This window comes from Marinobacterium sp. xm-d-564 (assembly GCF_013283345.1).
Lineage (GTDB): Bacteria > Pseudomonadota > Gammaproteobacteria > Pseudomonadales > Balneatricaceae > Marinobacterium_E.
This window is the reverse complement of sequence record NZ_WBYO01000006.1, coordinates 109254-124847: the sequence shown is the minus strand read 5'-3', so window position 1 is coordinate 124847 and position 15594 is coordinate 109254. Positions and strand designations below refer to the sequence as shown.

Sequence of the window (15594 nt, the reverse complement as noted above, 5' to 3'; positions counted from 1 at the left end):
AGGGTAAGTCTGACTATTTCAAGGGGTTTAATGAAACTTTTACGACATTATTTTAACTATTTAACACCTCTCTATTTGACTCGCGGTAACTCTAACCAACTGGTGGTGTAACGCGGAGAGAGCATTTCACGCTTCATATCCCAAGGATTCCGATCGATACGACGGGCAAACTGTACACGACCTGTTTTATAGTTAATCTGATCCAGGGTGGTCATCAACGCTTCACTGCGACTCTCCCCGTCCGCACAAAATAGCGTCTGCTGCTGAAGCTTTGGATCGTAAAAGTCGCTCAACATCACACCCGCTTTGGCAAACTGATAACCACCTAACCAGATACGCTCTATCAGGCGCATCGAAGCGGCCAATAGCTGTCGCGTATCATCCGTTGGCTCCACCAGTCGTTCGCTGGTGGAGTTGGCATACTGCGGCTGACTCTTTGCAAACGGACTGGTGCGCAAAAAGACCTGCAGATGCTGAGCCACCTGCCCCTCTTTACGCAGCTTCTCTGCAGCACGAGTAATAAAACCGGCAATCGCTTTGCGCATCTCCGCTAGCTCGGTGATGCGTTCACCAAAGGAGCGCGACACGACAATCTGCTTCTTGACCGGCGGGGTATCGTCAAAGGGGATACAAGAGACCCCGTTAAGTTCAGACACCGTCCGTTCCAACACAACCGAGAAGTGTTTCCGTATCCATTTAGGGTCAGCATCGGCAAGATCCAATGCACTCTTAATGCCCATCGACTCCAGACGTTGACTGATACGACGTCCGACACCCCAGACATCACCCACCTCGGTCATTGCCATCAGCTTACGCTGTCGTTCGACCTCGGTTAGATCAACCACACCGCCCGTAGAGAGGTACTTTTTAGCCCCCTGATTGGCCAACTTCGCCAAGGTTTTAGTGGTCGATATGCCAACGCATACCGGTATACCAACCTCTTTCTCCACTTTGCTTTTAGTGAAACGACCAAACTCCAACAGTGAGTAGTTTTTCTGCAGCCCCGACAGATCCATAAAAGCTTCGTCGATTGAGTAGACAAACACTCGCGGGGCGATCGATTCCAGCGTATTCATAACACGCGCAGAGATATCGCCGTAGAGTGTGTAGTTTGACGAGAAGGTGCAGATACCGTGTTGCTCTATCAGCTCTTCAATCTGAAACCGAGGTACCCCCATTTTGACGCCTAGGGCTTTCACCTCGGCACTGCGCGCAACAGCACAACCATCATTATTAGAGAGCACCACCATCGGCACGCCCTGCAGGTCTGGACGAAACAGCCGCTCGCAAGAGACATAGAAGTTATTGCAATCGACCAGCGCGATCACTTGCGACACTACTTCAACACCCTGACAACACTGACCACCACACCAAACACTTGCAACTCACTCCCCTCTTTTAACTCGATGGGCGAGTAGCGTCGATTCTGTGGGACCAGACGCACGCGTGGACGTAGCTGCAGCGTCTTCACCGTCATCTCACCGCTGACACTAGCAATCACCACGTCACCATGCTGAGCGGTCAGCGATCGATCAACCACCAAGACATCCCCCTTGTAGATACCCACACCGTCCATAGAGTCACCATCGACACGGACGAAATAGGTAGCATTGGGGTGCTTAATGCAGAGCTCATTAAGACTCAACGTCTTATCAATATAATCTTGAGCCGGTGATGGAAACCCAGCCGGCACACTCTCTGTATAGAAAGGAATTTTTAAATGGTCAGCGGTAAGATCGACCGCATCAGCTATCTGCGTAATCGCCATCGTTAATACCTAATCAATCGATAAATATACTGTATGAATAAACAGTATATATCGACTACTAAAAATTAGGCAATCTGATTATCGGATTTTATGAGTTGAGTGAGGCTTGCAGCTCTGACACGAGTGTCTCGACCAGCTGCGCAGCAGGCATGGATCTCGCCAACCCAGCACCCGTGCCAGCCCAGTGTGCGGCATACCCCTCATCGCCCTGTGCAGCAGCAGCTGTAGCCAACTGTTTCATCGCATCATAGGTCAGAGGGTAATCGGGAATATCCTCTCTGTTGTCAGGCTCAATCTCTGTATGGGCTCGATTGATAATGCCGCGAGCCGGTCGACCGGAGATGGCTGATGTGATCTCGGTGTTAACCGCAGCGCCACGACTTAGATTGGCTCGATATCCAGCATTGGCCGAAGATTCAGGGCAGAGCACAAAGGCTGTTCCCATCTGCACAGCCACAGCGCCAGCACTCAACGCGGCGGCAATATCAGCCCCTGTCATAATGCCGCCTGCGGCAATAATCGGCCGTTCAACAGAAGAGACCAACTGAGTGACCAGATCCATTGTCGTTAGCCCTGAATCCTGGTGAGGATCGAAGAGACCACGATGCCCGCCTGCCTCGACACCCTGAGCCACCAAAGCATCAACACCCGCCGCAATCGCTAACTGCGCTTCGCTCAACGAGGTGACACAGGCCAGCGTCAGGATACCCCTGTTTTGTAACTGCTTAATCCAAGCAAGCTCAGGCAGACCAAAATGAAAGCTGACAACCGCAGGCTGCTCTTCTAACAGTACCGCCAACATATTGGGATCATCTAGGAAGCTTAGGTAGATCTCATTCAATTGAGCGGGTGGATTCGCACCGAAACGATCGAAATGCGGAGTTAGGCGCCCAATCCAATCTTGCTCAAGCTCTGCACTACGCTGAGGTTGCTGATGACAGAACAGGTTCACGTTGAATGGTTGATCTGTCAAAGCCCGCGTTCTCTGGATCAATTGACGCGCGGTATCAGCATTAACAGCTCCGACCGCAATAGAGCCCAACGCTCCCGCATTAGAGACCGCCGCGGCCAGTTCAGGTGTCGACACACCCGCCATCGGCGCCTGAATAATAGGATGGGTAATACCGAACCCAGCCAGACCGGAGCTATTCATCATCTTCTATCCAAATTAGGCTGGCCATACGCCCAGTTTGAGCTTGGCGACGGTAAGAGAAAAAGCGCTCCGAATCAGTGTAAGTACATAAACCGCCGCCAAAAATCTGACGAACACCGGCTCTGTTTAGACGCAATCGAGCTAGTTGGTAGATATCAGCTACCCAGCGCTCATGATGCGAGGGACTGAGCTTAAACGCGTCACGCGACTGGGCCAGATCGTCAACGAAACGGTCATACACCTCCTGACCCACTTCAAACGCATCGGGACCAATCGCCGGCCCCATCCACACCATGACCTCAGACGGATCATCAAACTGCGAAAGTGTCTGCTCTAACACACCTTCCGCTAAGCCACGCCAGCCAGCATGCGCAGCTGCCGCTTTGCTACCTGATCGATTGGTAAATAGAACGGGCAAGCAGTCTGCGGTCATTATAACGCACGCAACTCCAGGTTCTGTTGTGTAACAGGCGTCCGCTTCACGAATCTGTTGATCTGAATAGGCTTCAACCACTTCAACACCGTGAACCTGCTTCAGCCACTGTGCCGGTTTTACTAGAGAGAGTGAATTCAGAAGAGACTGACGGTTATCCAAGACGGCTTGGGGGTCATCCCCAACGTGATCACCTAAATTAAGCTGATCAAATGGCGCTGAGCTGACACCACCCTGGCGCGTCGTACAGAGCGCTTTAATGTTCGGCGGTGCCGGCCAGTCAGCCCAGATTAGGTTCATAGTTCGTAATCGTATTTCGTCGCATCTTTATCAAGAACGGTCAGCAGGCGCTGCATATCGTCTGGAAGATCGATCTCCCAGCTGCAGTGCTCACCGGTAAAGGGGTGCCAAAGCTCCAACTTTTTCGCATGCAGCGCTTGGCGACGAAACCCTTTCAAGGTCTGTACCATACGCTCGCTGCAGTTCTTCGGCAGACGGAAACGACCACCGTAGAGCGGGTCGCCGACCAGTGGGTATTTAATGTGCGCCATGTGAACGCGAATCTGGTGCGTACGACCTGTCTCGAGCTTCAGGCGAATATGGGTGTGTGAACGAAACTTCTTCAACACGCGGTAGTGTGTGATCGCCTCTTTACCCAGACCAACAACGGCCATTTTGAGACGGTTCTTACTATGACGACCCATCGGCTCATCAACGGTACCGCCACCAATCATGACACCCTGAACAACCGCTTCGTATTCGCGACCCATCGAACGCTCTTGCAGCTGTTCAACTAGATCGGTCTGCGCTTGAATCGTCTTGGCCACAACCATCAACCCAGTGGTTTCACGGTCAAGGCGGTGAACAATACCGGCTCGCGGTACCTGAGCCACCTCTGGGGCGTGATGCAACAGAGCATTCAACAGTGTTCCTTCGGCATGACCCGACGCAGGGTGAACCACCAAACCCGAGGGTTTGTTCAGCACAAGAATGTGTTCATCTTCAAACACGATATCGAGCGGAATATCCTCACCCTTATGCTCTTCAATCACTGCGATTTGAGCATCGACGACAATCTTTTCACCACCGGTCAGCTTGTCGCGCGTACGAAGTACTTTGCCATCAACGGTCAACTCCCCCTCTTTTATCCACCCCTGCAGGCGTGAACGAGAGTAGTCGGGAAAGATCTGCGCAACGGCTTGATCGAGTCGTTTACCGTAGAGTTCATCGGGTACAACGGCTTCAAGGTGAATATGTTCTGACATTATTGCTCTATCTGGCTCTAAGAGTGTTTTGGTGAGCTAAGCTCTGTGTTTAAATAAGGAATATTGAATAGTATATCTCAATAGAGATCGCAGCGCTGAACCGCTGTGCATAGATTAGGATGTAAACATGCGTTTTAACCGACTGATTCCCGCTCTTTTCGCTGCCACTCTACTGGTGGGTTGTAGTAGCAATGGGGAGAAAATAGAGCCCGACGTTCCAGAGGAGCAGCTCTATGAAGAGGCGCTAAGTGCAATTGATGCGGGCAATAACCAGCTGGCGATCGAGAAACTACAGCTTCTTGAAGCGCGCTACCCATTTGGCCGTTACTCCGAACAGTCACAGCTAGAGTTGATCTACGCACACTTTAGAATGAATCAAAACACCTCTGCTGCAGCCGCAGCTGATCGATTCATTCGCCTGCACCCTAATCACGACAACGTCGACTACGCCTACTACATGAAAGGGTTAAGCGCCTTTGAAGCCGAGCGCTCATTCTTTACTAAATACCTACCCATTGATGTGGCTCAGCGTGATCCAGGTGCCGCACGCGACTCGTTCGACAGCTTTACAACCTTGATCAACCGCTTCCCAGACAGCGAGTACGCAGCCGACGCGCAACGCCGCATGCAGTACCTCAAGAACCGTCTAGCCACCTACGAAATCCATGTCGCACTCTACTACATGAAACGTCAGGCATGGTTGGCAGCCGCAAACCGTGGTCGTTACGTGGTTGAAAATCTGCAAGAGACACCAGCAACACCGGATGCCTTAGCGATCATGGCAGAAGCTTACACTGAGCTCGGCCTGACTGAACTGGCCGCTGATGCGAGTACTGTCTTGGCCACCAACTTCCCTGACTACCAAGTACGCTCATTCAAAGCACCACGCAATGATCTGATCTACACCGCAAGCTTTGGCCTGCTCGGTGAAGGGACAGAACTGGCGGAGCCGATTCAACCAACCAGCTCACTGGCTCAACCGGTGCGTGCCGATGAAGCGCCAGCGACAGAGGCGACTGACACATCAGAGCAGGCAGATGAGGAGCGATCTCTATTCGATCGCATCACCTTCGGACTGTTCGAATAGTCAGAAAAAAGATAGAAGAAAGGCGACCGATGGGTCGCCTTTTTTATGCGTTCAACACTCTAAAATGAGTGGCTAACAGTGGGTGGCTTAGCCAACCCACTTACGTGCATTACGGAACATACGCATCCATGCACCATCTTCACTCCACTGATCTGGAGCCCAAGAGTTCTGTACGGCACGGAACACACGCTCTGGGTGAGGCATCATGATGGTGACACGACCGTCGGCAGAGGTAACACCGGTAATCCCCTCTGGTGAACCGTTCGGGTTCGCTGGGTAGTTCTGCGTCAATTCGCCGCGGTTATTTACATAACGCAACGCCACGGTACCTGAACCACTTAGATTAGCCAGATGCGACGCATCGGCAAATTCAGCGCGACCTTCGCCATGTGCAACAGCGATTGGCATACGCGAACCTTCCATACCCGCTAGGAACAGTGAGTTCGATTTCTGCACTTCAACCATCGCCACACGAGCTTCAAACTGCTCAGACTCATTGCGCACAAAGTGTGGCCACAGCTCAGCACCTGGAATCAGTTCGTGTAGATTAGAGAGCATCTGACAACCGTTACAGACACCCAGTGCGAAACTGTCTTGGCGCTCAAAGAAGGCACTGAATTGATCACGCGCACGGTCATTAAATAGCACCGATTTCGCCCAACCTTCACCCGCACCCAATACGTCACCGTAAGAGAAACCACCACAAGCGACCAAACCTTTGAAGCGATCCAACTCAATGCGACCAGCGAGGATGTCACTCATGTGAACATCAACCGTATTGAAGCCGGCACGATCAAACGCAGCAGCCATCTCAATTTGACCATTAACACCCTGCTCACGCAGAACAGCCATCTCTGGACGAACCCCAGTCGAGATAAAGGGTGCAGCGATATCTTCATTCACATCAAAGGAAAGATCAGCATTCAGACCAGGATCTTCAGCATCCAACAGTGCGTCAAACTCTTGCTTAGCACAGTCAGAGTTGTCACGCAGTGATTGCACCTGATAAGAGGTCTCTGCCCACCAACGCTGCAGCGTTACTCGACTCTCAGAGTAAACCTCTTCATCATCGAAGCTGATGTTCAACAGATCATCAGGATTCAAAGCACCAACCACTGATGCGATCTCACCGATACCGGCCGCATTCAATTCAGTCAGTACCTGCTCAGTATCTTCACGCTTAACCTGAACAACCGCACCGAGCTCTTCTGCAAACAGCGCCGCTGCAATTTCAGACTCATCAGACGCAAGGAGATCTAAACTCAGGTCAACACCAGTGCGACCGGCAAACGCCATCTCAGTGATGGTCGCCAGTAGACCACCGTCTGAACGGTCGTGGTAAGCCAGCAGTAAACCTTGCTCATTTAGGCCTTGAATGGCGGCAAAGAAAGTAGCGAACTGATCGGCATCATCAAGATCTGGAACATCAGCGCCCACTTCGTTAAATACCTGCGCCAGTGCCGATAGACCCAAGCGGTTTTTACCCTGCCCTAGATCCAACAAAATCAGATCCGTTTCACCTTGATCCGTACGAAGCTCAGGAGTTAGTACACGGCGAACATCAGAGACGGGTGCAAAGCCAGAGATCACCAGTGAGAGTGGCGATGTCACAGACTTCTGCTCATCAGCATCCTGCCATACAGTGCGCATCGACATCGAGTCTTTACCCACTGGAATCGTAATACCCAGTTCAGGACACAACTCCATACCTACCGCGCGAACGGTATCGTACAGTTTCTCATCTTCACCAGGGTGACCTGCAGCACACATCCAGTTGGCTGACAGCTTCACATCACTTAGGGCTTCAATCGGGGTACCAGCAAGGTTGGTGAGTGTCTCACCAATCGCCATACGACCAGATGCAGGGCCATCAACCACAGCCAGTGGTGTACGCTCACCCATTGCCATCGCTTCACCGGTGTAACCGACAAAACCTGTCGAGGTTACCGCACAGTCAGCAACGGGAACCTGCCAAGGGCCGACCATCTGGTCACGAACAACCTGACCAGTAATCGAGCGGTCACCAATGGTGATCAAGAAAGATTTAGAGGCAACTGCTGGCAGCTTGAGCACACGCTCAACCGCTTCAGCCAGTTTAATGTTGCTGCTATCAAACGCAGGCACTTCGTACTGTGCACGAGTCACAGAACGGTGCATTTTAGGCGGTTTACCAAAGAGCACGCTCATTGGTAGGTCGACCGGTTTATTTTCAAAGTGGGTGTCGTTAAGAGTAAGGTGGTGATCCTCTGTCGCTTCACCGACTACAGCATAAGGACAGCGCTCACGCTGACAGATCTCTTCAAAACGTGGCAGATCCGCCGGTTTAACCGACATCACATAACGCTCTTGCGCTTCGTTACACCAGATCTCTAGCGGAGCCATTCCTGGCTCATCGTTGTTGACGTTACGTAGCTGGAAGTAACCACCACGACCACCGTCTTTTACCAATTCTGGGAATGCGTTCGAAAGACCACCTGCCCCTACGTCGTGGATAAACTCGATGGGGTTGGCTTCACCTAGCTGCCAACAGCGGTCAATAACCTCCTGACAGCGACGCTCCATCTCTGGGTTGCCACGTTGTACAGACGCAAAATCAAGATCGGCTGATGAACTGCCCGAACTCATCGAGGATGCAGCACCACCGCCCAGACCGATCAACATTGCAGGCCCGCCTAGACAGATCAGTTTAGAACCAACCTCGATCTCACCTTTTTCAACATGGTCAGCACGGATGTTACCCATACCACCGGCCAGCATGATCGGTTTGTGGTATCCACGTACCTCTTCACCGTTTGCGCCAGGTACCGACTGTTCAAAGGTACGGAAATAACCGTTCAGGTTTGGACGACCAAATTCGTTGTTGAACGCCGCACCACCAATTGGACCTTCGATCATGATATCGAGTGGCGACACAATGCGTTCAGGCTTACCGTATTTCGACTCCCAAGGCTGCTCAAAACCAGGAATATTGAGATCAGAGACCGTAAAACCGGTTAAACCTGCTTTAGGTTTAGCACCACGACCTGTTGCACCTTCGTCGCGAATCTCACCACCAGAACCCGTTGCAGAACCCGAGAAAGGCGCAATAGCGGTTGGGTGGTTATGCGTCTCAACCTTCATCAGGATGTGTACAGGCTCATCATTGTAGCCGTACTGTTGAGATTCAGAGTTCGGGTAGAAACGCGGTGCCTGCCAACCTTCGATCACGGCCGCGTTATCTTTGTACGCTGATAGAACTTTTTCGCCGCCTAGCTCATTGGTGTTCTTGATCATACCGAACAGAGATTTCTGCTGCGCTTCTCCATCGATATCCCAAGAGGCATTGAAGATCTTGTGACGACAGTGCTCAGAGTTCGCCTGTGCAAACATCATCAACTCGACATCAGCGGGGTTACGACCTAGCTCTTTGAAGCTATCGACAAGGTAATCGATCTCATCTTCAGCCAGTGCTAGACCCAATGTTTGGTTAGCGGTAGCCAAGGCTTCACGACCACCGCCCAGGATATCAACACGACCCATTTCGCGTGGCTGTTCGTGTCTAAATAGTGAGCTAGCTTGCTCTAGGTCGCTCATGACCGCTTCAACCATGCGATCATGAAGCACGGCTTGAACATCGCTCAACTCTTGCTCGCTTAGCTCTGCCGCACTCTCAACGTAAAACGCCGTACCGCGCTCAATACGATCAATCGCATCCAAACCACAGTTATGTACGATATCAGTCGCTTTAGAAGACCAAGGTGAAATAGTACCTGGGCGAGGAACAACCAGAATAAGTTTGCCTTTGGGATCTTGCTGATCCGCTTTTGGCCCATATCGTAGGATACGCTCAAGAATTGAGTGTTTCTCAGAACTCAACTCAGAGTTCATATCGGCAAAGTGAACAAACTCCGCATAAAGTCCGGTAACTGACGGAACTTTTTGGCTAACAGCGTTAAAAAGCTTAGCGTGACGGAAGGCAGAAAGAGCTGGAGCTCCGCGCAAAACGAGCATGGTTTCAGAGGCCTCTTGGTGATCCTGCGAATCAGGCGTTGGAAAACGTGTAATTTTAGCGCAAACTGACGCAATTAGGGAGAGCTAGCAGCTAATCAATACGAATGTTTATCCTTCGACAAGCACCAAGATTAAGACCGTATATCTATACTGCCGGCATTCTGTTTCTGGCAGTTTGGATTGTCTTGACCAGTGCTAACCGAAAACCGCTGATCGAACAGATAACAGATAGAGGCTATCTACGTGTCGTTTCACTTGCAGCCCCCCTATCCACACTCGATATTGATCAGACTCGCACAGGCTTTGAGTATCAACTGGCGACAAACTTTGCCGATCATCTAGGTGTCGGTATCGAATTCATTATTGCGGAGGATCACCAACATGTTTTTCAGGCTTTGCGTGATCGTCGAGCCGATATTGCAGCTGCCAATCTTCACCTAACGCCATCTCGAGAGTCGATATACCAACCCCATCCAAGCTATCGCGACAGCCGCACACTGGTCATTTACAGGAAGACCCAAGGATTCAAGCGTCCTAAATCATTCGCTGATATCAAAGAGGGCAAGATTCTTGCTTTGGATGGCAGCGCCGAGGCGGCCCAACTGCTCAGCATCAAACCCGATATAGAGGTTGATCTTTTGGAGGAGCTCAATCATCTAGATCTGATGACACTGCTGCAGAACCGAGAGGCCACCTTCGCGGTTGTACCTTCCGATCTTTTCAGTCGCGTGAAAAGCTATCACCCCGAGTTAGCAAAAGCCTTTGAGATCCAAAGCGATGCTCCTGCTGTTTGGTACTCGCTAAAAAGTGAAGATCAAACTCTAAACCAAGCCGTAAGCGATTGGTTAGAAAAACCCGAATCCAAGAGGCTGATTGAGCAGCTCAACAGAGACTCTACCCCACCCAAAAATCCCCTTAACTTTGTCGAGACACACGCTTTTCGCATGGCACTTGAGGAGCGCTATAAGCCTTTAAACCCCTACTTCGTTGAAGCAGGCGAGTTGGTTGGGCTCGATCATCACATTCTCGCCGCGGTGGGCTATCAAGAGTCGCACTGGGATGAGGATGCCGTTTCTAGCACAGGCGTGCGAGGCATCATGATGCTCACGCAAGCGACAGCAGAAGAGATGGGGGTTGAGGAGAGAACAGACCCCAGAGAGAGCATCATCGGGGGTGCAAAATACCTGAGAAAAATGGAAGAAAAAGTGCCTGATCGTATTCCAGAGCCCGAACGACTTTGGTTAGCCATGGCCGGTTATAATGTTGGCTTTGGACACCTAGAGGATGCTCGCATACTGACTCAACGTGGCGGCAAAAATGCTGACAGGTGGGAGGATGTAGCGCAGTTTTTACCACTACTTGAAGATCCAGAGATTGCGGCCAAAACCCGTCATGGAGAGGCTCGCGGTAGTGAACCCGTCACCTATGTGAACAACATTCAAAAGTATACGCAGATCATTGAACCGTTCAGGCGGTTGAATCAAAACCGTTCTATCAAACTTAAACCTCTGGATTAGAGGCCTCGCCAAACTTGTTGAGCCTGGCTTGTCGCTTTTCATCTCGACGGCGTGCAAAGAAGTCACTGATCATTGATGAGCACTCATCTGCCAGTAACCCACCCTGCACTTCCACACGATGATTGAGCCAAGGCTGAACAAAAAATTGAGCTTGGCTAGTTGCCACCCCCGCTTTGGGCTCCAAGGCTCCGAACACCAATCGCTTGATACGAGAGTGCACAATGGCACCAGCACACATAGAACAGGGTTCTATCGTGACATAGAGCGTTGCATCCACAAGGCGATAGTTCTCAAGACGATTAGCAGCATCCCTGAGGGCTTGGATCTCTGCATGTGCTGATGGATCACAGCCGCTGATTGGACGATTAAAGCCACGACCTATGACTTGATCATCAAGGACAACAATTGCACCCACAGGCACTTCGTTGTGCTCACCCGCCTGCGCCGCTAGCTCAAGCGCCTGCCTCATCCAATACTGATCGTCCACATTACGTCCTAAATTTTAAAACCCTATGGTAACTTGCACCCCAAAAACAAAAAAGCCGCACAGTGTGCAGCTTTAATCTGATGTTTTGCTTTTAACGAGCGATTACTCAGCTTTCAGCTGGTAAGTAGAGCTACGAGGCCCTTCAACACGCTTAATCAACTCAACATCTTCAAGTTTTTTCAATGACTTAAAGAATTGCGAGCGAGAGACTTTAATCCCTTTTGCAATCGCAGAGTCAGCAAAGACTTCGTAGCTAAGAGAGGCTTTAGCCGTATTTTGATCAGCCACTTCCCAAAGCATGTTAAGAACTTGACGGTCAGAATCAGTCAACGAATCCAAACCCAGCTCTTTTGAGGTTGAATCAATTAGCTTGATCAAACCTAGATAAAATTTCAAAGTGCTCATACAGAGTTCCTTTAATTATTCAGCAGGAACTTCGGCCTTAACAGCCTCTCACTGCTATCAACTGGTGCATTATAGCAGACTTATTAAACCTAGCAATCAACTAAGGTATTCCACATCGCGAAATTGACTAAAAAGTCAGTTTACCTGCTTCTTAATAAGATTCACTAGGTGTTTCTTAGACAGCATCAACAGAGTCAGTACGAGCAGAGTACCTAGCAAGTCACCTACCAAAAATCTAAACGACAACAGTCCGATCGACTCATTAGTGAACAGTAGAGTATGCAAAAGTGCATTAAATAGTGATGATACAAAAGCGACAGCCAGAACAATTCTGAACAGAACCAATTTAGAGTCGTCAGCAATGGGCAGGGGCGCCAACAGTGGTGCAAGTCGATTAAAGTTCCAAATAACCAATGGAATAAACATCACCAGTGTACTAACTAGGGCATCTAAAGCGATCGACGGTGTCGGAACCGCCCATATCACATAGGCCATAAGATGGGCGGTAAAAATCGGTAGAAGCGCTCGATAACCAGACAACACCACCATCACCGTTTTAATGCCGTGCGGAATATAAAGAAAGCTAGCCGCTGAAGCAGGCAGTAGATAGAACTCTAAAGGAAAGATCACTTCATATTGGATAAGCAATCCAACAGAGAGTAGCGCAAACAACGTAATCTGCAGCACAACTAATCACTCACTCTATGAGCAATTCGAGACAATAGACTCCAAAGCAGAAGAGCCACGAATATACCCAACAGATCACCCGTTAAATATCGAAACGCCAAAAGCGTTACACCGCTCTCGCTATACCAGGCCGCATTCGCCAATGCATTAAGAAGTGCAGCAATCAAACCAACCGAGAAGGTCAGCCGAGTCATTTGAGGCAATGAGAACCCTGATCCCATTACACCCGATAAGAGTGGACGTTGCGAGACGTAGTTAAACATCAACATCGGTATTAACATGACAACCGAGCTAACAAACGCAGAGAAGAGAATCCTTCCGGCATCGACTCCGATCAGGATATCGGTCGTTAAATGAGCTAAAGTGATAGGTAAAACCGCAATCGGTCCGACCAAAACGATCAACAGCGCTTTGATGCCATGAGGAAGAAACAGAAGACTTGCGGGCCCTTCTGACCAGTGAGACAGTAACACAGCCTCTGCCGGCCAAATGACCTGGAACTGAAGCAGCATAGAGACCATTAAAATGAGATATCCAAAGATTAATGGTTTCATCTGCTTCATCCCTAAACGCTCAGTCGACCCTTAACCAAAAACTGGGTAGCCCAGTTTCATATGAGCCATGGCTATGGCACCAAACAGAACAGCCGTAACGATGGCGGCAATCAGTTCACGAACAAGACTCGTTGGTCGTTTTTCAAGTTCAGGCTTACCCGCTTTGTTAATCAGTATCACGCTGATCACGGCCCAAGCGAGCAGACCACCAAACAGAACAAACGACGCGCTGTCACCATTAACCATCAAGTGCGCAATCGCCCAGGTTTTGACAGCGCTCAGTTGCAAATGACGCACACGGTTTGCCAATGCACTTTTAACGACTGAAACGACCAGTAGGTAGACAGCCAGCAGCATCAACAGGTTATTGATACCCACCATCGCGGGGTTGCGACCCCAGTAGTAAGTCGTCTCAACTTGCTGATAACCAAACACCATCATTAACACTGAGATCAGAATCGCAACAGCGATCAGGCCTTTTCCAAGATTGCCTAAAGAGGCCCTAAAAGTGGGTGCTATGCGCTTAAGAAGGTGCGCTAATGACCAGAGAAAAACACCTGAACTTAAAAGAAACATCGATTATTCCCACTCAATGGTTGCAGGTGGTTTGCTCGAAACATCGTATGTCACACGAGAGACCTGCGGAATTTCATTGATAATACGGCTAGAGACCGTCTCTAGCAGCTCGTAAGGTAGGTGAGCCCAGCGAGCGGTCATGAAGTCGATCGTTTCAACGGCGCGAATCGCAATCACCCATTCGTAACGGCGGCCATCACCCACAACCCCTACCGACTTAACGGGTAGGAATACGGCAAAGGCTTGGCTCGTTTTATGGTACCAATCCGCTTTATGCAGCTCTTCGATAAAGATCGCATCCGCTTCACGAAGAATGTCGGCATACTCTTTCTTAACTTCACCCAAAATACGAACACCGAGACCAGGGCCTGGGAAGGGGTGACGGTAGACCATATCGTAGGGAAGACCCAGTTCAAGACCGATCTTGCGAACTTCGTCTTTAAACAGTTCACGCAGTGGCTCAACCAACTCAAATGCCATATCTTCAGGAAGACCACCCACGTTGTGGTGCGACTTGATCACATGCGCCTTGCCGGTCTTCGAGGCAGCCGACTCAATCACATCCGGGTAGATGGTGCCCTGAGCCAAGAAGCGACACTCAGTTAGTTTAGCCGCCTCATCATCAAATACTTCAATGAAGGTATTACCGATAATCTTACGCTTCTTCTCAGGATCCGCTTCACCTTTAAGACGACCCAAGAAAAGATCTTCAGAATCAGAACGAATAACACGAACACCCATGTTGTTCGCAAACATCTCCATGACCTGATCGCCTTCGTTCTTACGAAGAAGACCGTTATCAACAAAGACACAGGTCAGCTTATCGCCGATCGCTTTATGCAGAAGCGCTGCAACCACAGAGGAATCGACACCTCCCGATAGGCCAAGCAATACTTTATTGTCACCCACCTGAGCTTGAACACGCTCAACCAGATCCGCAATGATATTGGCCGGCGTCCAAAGTGCTTCAGTACCACAGATGTCACGGACAAAACGCTCAAGAATACGCAGACCCTGTTTCGTATGAGTCACCTCTGGGTGGAACTGCACGCCGTAAAGTTGACGAGCAGGATCACACATAGCGGCAACGGGTGCTGACTCAGTCGCAGCGATGATTGAGAAACCCTCAGGTAACTCAACGACCTTATCGCCGTGGCTCATCCAGACATCCAACGACATGACACCGTTGTTTGCCATATGATCTTCGATACCTTCAAGTAGACGACTTGCGTTATCCATCAAACGGACACGTGCATAACCGAATTCACGCTCGTCCGACGAAGCCACTTTACCGCCAAGCTGTTCTGCCATGGTCTGCATGCCGTAACAGATACCCAAAACCGGAATACCCAGATCGAAAACCACCTGTGGAGCACGTGGCGAATCCAACTCCGTCACAGACTCAGGACCACCGGCTAGAATGATACCCTTTGGATTGAAGGCACGAATGTCAGCTTCGTCCATATCCCAAGCATAGATCTCAGAGTAGACGCCGATTTCACGAACACGACGTGCGATCAACTGGGTGTACTGCGATCCAAAATCTAGAATAAGTATGCGTTGCGAATGGATATCTTGGCTCATTTCTTTCTGATTCCAACTGCGGGCAAGCTGCCCTTAAAACTAAAAATGGGGCAACCTGAGTTACCCCACTGAAATTCTAACTATCGAG

At 50.1% G+C, this 15594-nt stretch carries 14 protein-coding genes; 2 read left to right on the top strand and 12 right to left on the bottom strand.

Going from position 1 to position 15594, the window contains the following annotated elements; genetic code table 11:
• Positions 1–71: 71 nt before the first annotated feature.
• The 5 genes from umuC to rluD form a co-directional block, all read right to left on the bottom strand.
• Positions 72–1337 carry a translesion error-prone DNA polymerase V subunit UmuC gene (gene umuC / locus XMD564_RS08130; RefSeq protein ID WP_371740264.1) on the bottom strand — a complete coding sequence of 422 codons (1266 nt, stop codon included), beginning with the start codon at positions 1335–1337 and terminating at the stop codon, positions 72–74.
• Positions 1337–1768 carry a translesion error-prone DNA polymerase V autoproteolytic subunit gene (gene umuD, locus XMD564_RS08125; RefSeq protein WP_173481187.1) on the bottom strand — a complete coding sequence of 144 codons (432 nt, stop codon included), beginning with the start codon at positions 1766–1768 and terminating at the stop codon, positions 1337–1339. Before umuD ends, umuC begins: the two co-directional genes overlap by 1 nt.
• A gap of 88 nt (positions 1769–1856) precedes the next feature.
• The gene (locus tag XMD564_RS08120; protein ID WP_254445608.1) at positions 1857–2924 is read right to left on the bottom strand and encodes a nitronate monooxygenase family protein; all 1068 of its coding nucleotides are present in this window, start codon (positions 2922–2924) and stop codon (positions 1857–1859) included.
• Complete coding sequence (gene pgeF, locus XMD564_RS08115) at positions 2914–3654, bottom strand: peptidoglycan editing factor PgeF (RefSeq protein WP_173494917.1); 741 nt, start codon at positions 3652–3654, stop codon at positions 2914–2916. Before pgeF ends, XMD564_RS08120 begins: the two co-directional genes overlap by 11 nt.
• Positions 3651–4619 (bottom strand): 23S rRNA pseudouridine(1911/1915/1917) synthase RluD, encoded by a 969-nt coding sequence (gene rluD, locus XMD564_RS08110; protein WP_173481190.1) that lies wholly within the window; start codon positions 4617–4619, stop codon positions 3651–3653. The genes pgeF and rluD overlap by 4 nt, the downstream gene beginning before the upstream one ends.
• Before the next feature lie 127 nt (positions 4620–4746).
• Between rluD and XMD564_RS08105 the strand changes: the two genes are divergently transcribed.
• Complete coding sequence (locus XMD564_RS08105) at positions 4747–5706, top strand: outer membrane protein assembly factor BamD (RefSeq protein WP_173508115.1); 960 nt, start codon at positions 4747–4749, stop codon at positions 5704–5706.
• Between the two features lie 87 nt (positions 5707–5793).
• Here XMD564_RS08105 and purL read toward each other — a convergent pair whose 3' ends face one another.
• Entirely contained in the window at positions 5794–9696 is a 3903-nt protein-coding gene (purL, locus tag XMD564_RS08100) for a phosphoribosylformylglycinamidine synthase (RefSeq protein ID WP_173508114.1), read from the bottom strand.
• Between the two features lie 104 nt (positions 9697–9800).
• Here purL and mltF point away from each other — a divergent pair, with 104 nt between their 5' ends.
• Positions 9801–11213 (top strand): membrane-bound lytic murein transglycosylase MltF, encoded by a 1413-nt coding sequence (gene mltF / locus XMD564_RS08095; RefSeq protein WP_256415755.1) that lies wholly within the window; start codon positions 9801–9803, stop codon positions 11211–11213.
• Here mltF and tadA read toward each other — a convergent pair.
• The 6 genes from tadA to guaA all read right to left on the bottom strand — a co-directional run bounded on the left by tadA (position 11197) and on the right by guaA (position 15506).
• Positions 11197–11700 carry a tRNA adenosine(34) deaminase TadA gene (tadA, locus tag XMD564_RS08090; protein WP_371731755.1) on the bottom strand — a complete coding sequence of 168 codons (504 nt, stop codon included), beginning with the start codon at positions 11698–11700 and terminating at the stop codon, positions 11197–11199. The two genes, mltF and tadA, sit on opposite strands and share 17 nt — an antisense overlap.
• A gap of 102 nt (positions 11701–11802) precedes the next feature.
• Complete coding sequence (locus XMD564_RS08085) at positions 11803–12105, bottom strand: hypothetical protein (RefSeq protein WP_173483010.1); 303 nt, start codon at positions 12103–12105, stop codon at positions 11803–11805.
• 135 nt (positions 12106–12240) lie between these two features.
• A complete protein-coding gene (locus XMD564_RS08080) occupies positions 12241–12792 on the bottom strand; it encodes a hypothetical protein (protein WP_173508112.1) in 552 nt (183 codons plus the stop codon).
• Between the two features lie 2 nt (positions 12793–12794).
• Complete coding sequence (locus XMD564_RS08075) at positions 12795–13346, bottom strand: hypothetical protein (protein WP_173508111.1); 552 nt, start codon at positions 13344–13346, stop codon at positions 12795–12797.
• A gap of 30 nt (positions 13347–13376) precedes the next feature.
• Positions 13377–13922, bottom strand: a complete 546-nt coding sequence (locus tag XMD564_RS08070) for an NnrU family protein (RefSeq protein ID WP_173481197.1) — start codon at positions 13920–13922, stop codon at positions 13377–13379.
• Positions 13923–13925: 3 nt separating this feature from the next.
• A complete protein-coding gene (gene guaA, locus XMD564_RS08065; RefSeq protein ID WP_173483014.1) occupies positions 13926–15506 on the bottom strand; it encodes a glutamine-hydrolyzing GMP synthase in 1581 nt (526 codons plus the stop codon).
• Positions 15507–15594: the final 88 nt, after the last annotated feature.

What these genes read in the sequence shown, in the direction of transcription:
- umuD (WP_173481187.1), bottom strand. Translation starts at nt 1,768, where the DNA reads ATGGCGATTACGCAGATAGCTGATGCGGTCGATCTTACCGCTGACCAT.
- XMD564_RS08120 (WP_254445608.1), bottom strand. Translation starts at nt 2,924, where the DNA reads ATGATGAATAGCTCCGGTCTGGCTGGGTTCGGTATTACCCATCCTATT.
- pgeF (WP_173494917.1), bottom strand. Translation starts at nt 3,654, where the DNA reads ATGAACCTAATCTGGGCTGACTGGCCGGCACCGCCGAACATTAAAGCG.
- rluD (WP_173481190.1), bottom strand. Translation starts at nt 4,619, where the DNA reads ATGTCAGAACATATTCACCTTGAAGCCGTTGTACCCGATGAACTCTAC.
- XMD564_RS08105 (WP_173508115.1), top strand. Translation starts at nt 4,747, where the DNA reads ATGCGTTTTAACCGACTGATTCCCGCTCTTTTCGCTGCCACTCTACTG.
- purL (WP_173508114.1), bottom strand. Translation starts at nt 9,696, where the DNA reads ATGCTCGTTTTGCGCGGAGCTCCAGCTCTTTCTGCCTTCCGTCACGCT.
- mltF (WP_256415755.1), top strand. Translation starts at nt 9,801, where the DNA reads ATGTTTATCCTTCGACAAGCACCAAGATTAAGACCGTATATCTATACT.
- XMD564_RS08085 (WP_173483010.1), bottom strand. Translation starts at nt 12,105, where the DNA reads ATGAGCACTTTGAAATTTTATCTAGGTTTGATCAAGCTAATTGATTCA.
- XMD564_RS08075 (WP_173508111.1), bottom strand. Translation starts at nt 13,346, where the DNA reads ATGAAACCATTAATCTTTGGATATCTCATTTTAATGGTCTCTATGCTG.
- XMD564_RS08070 (WP_173481197.1), bottom strand. Translation starts at nt 13,922, where the DNA reads ATGTTTCTTTTAAGTTCAGGTGTTTTTCTCTGGTCATTAGCGCACCTT.
- guaA (WP_173483014.1), bottom strand. Translation starts at nt 15,506, where the DNA reads ATGAGCCAAGATATCCATTCGCAACGCATACTTATTCTAGATTTTGGA.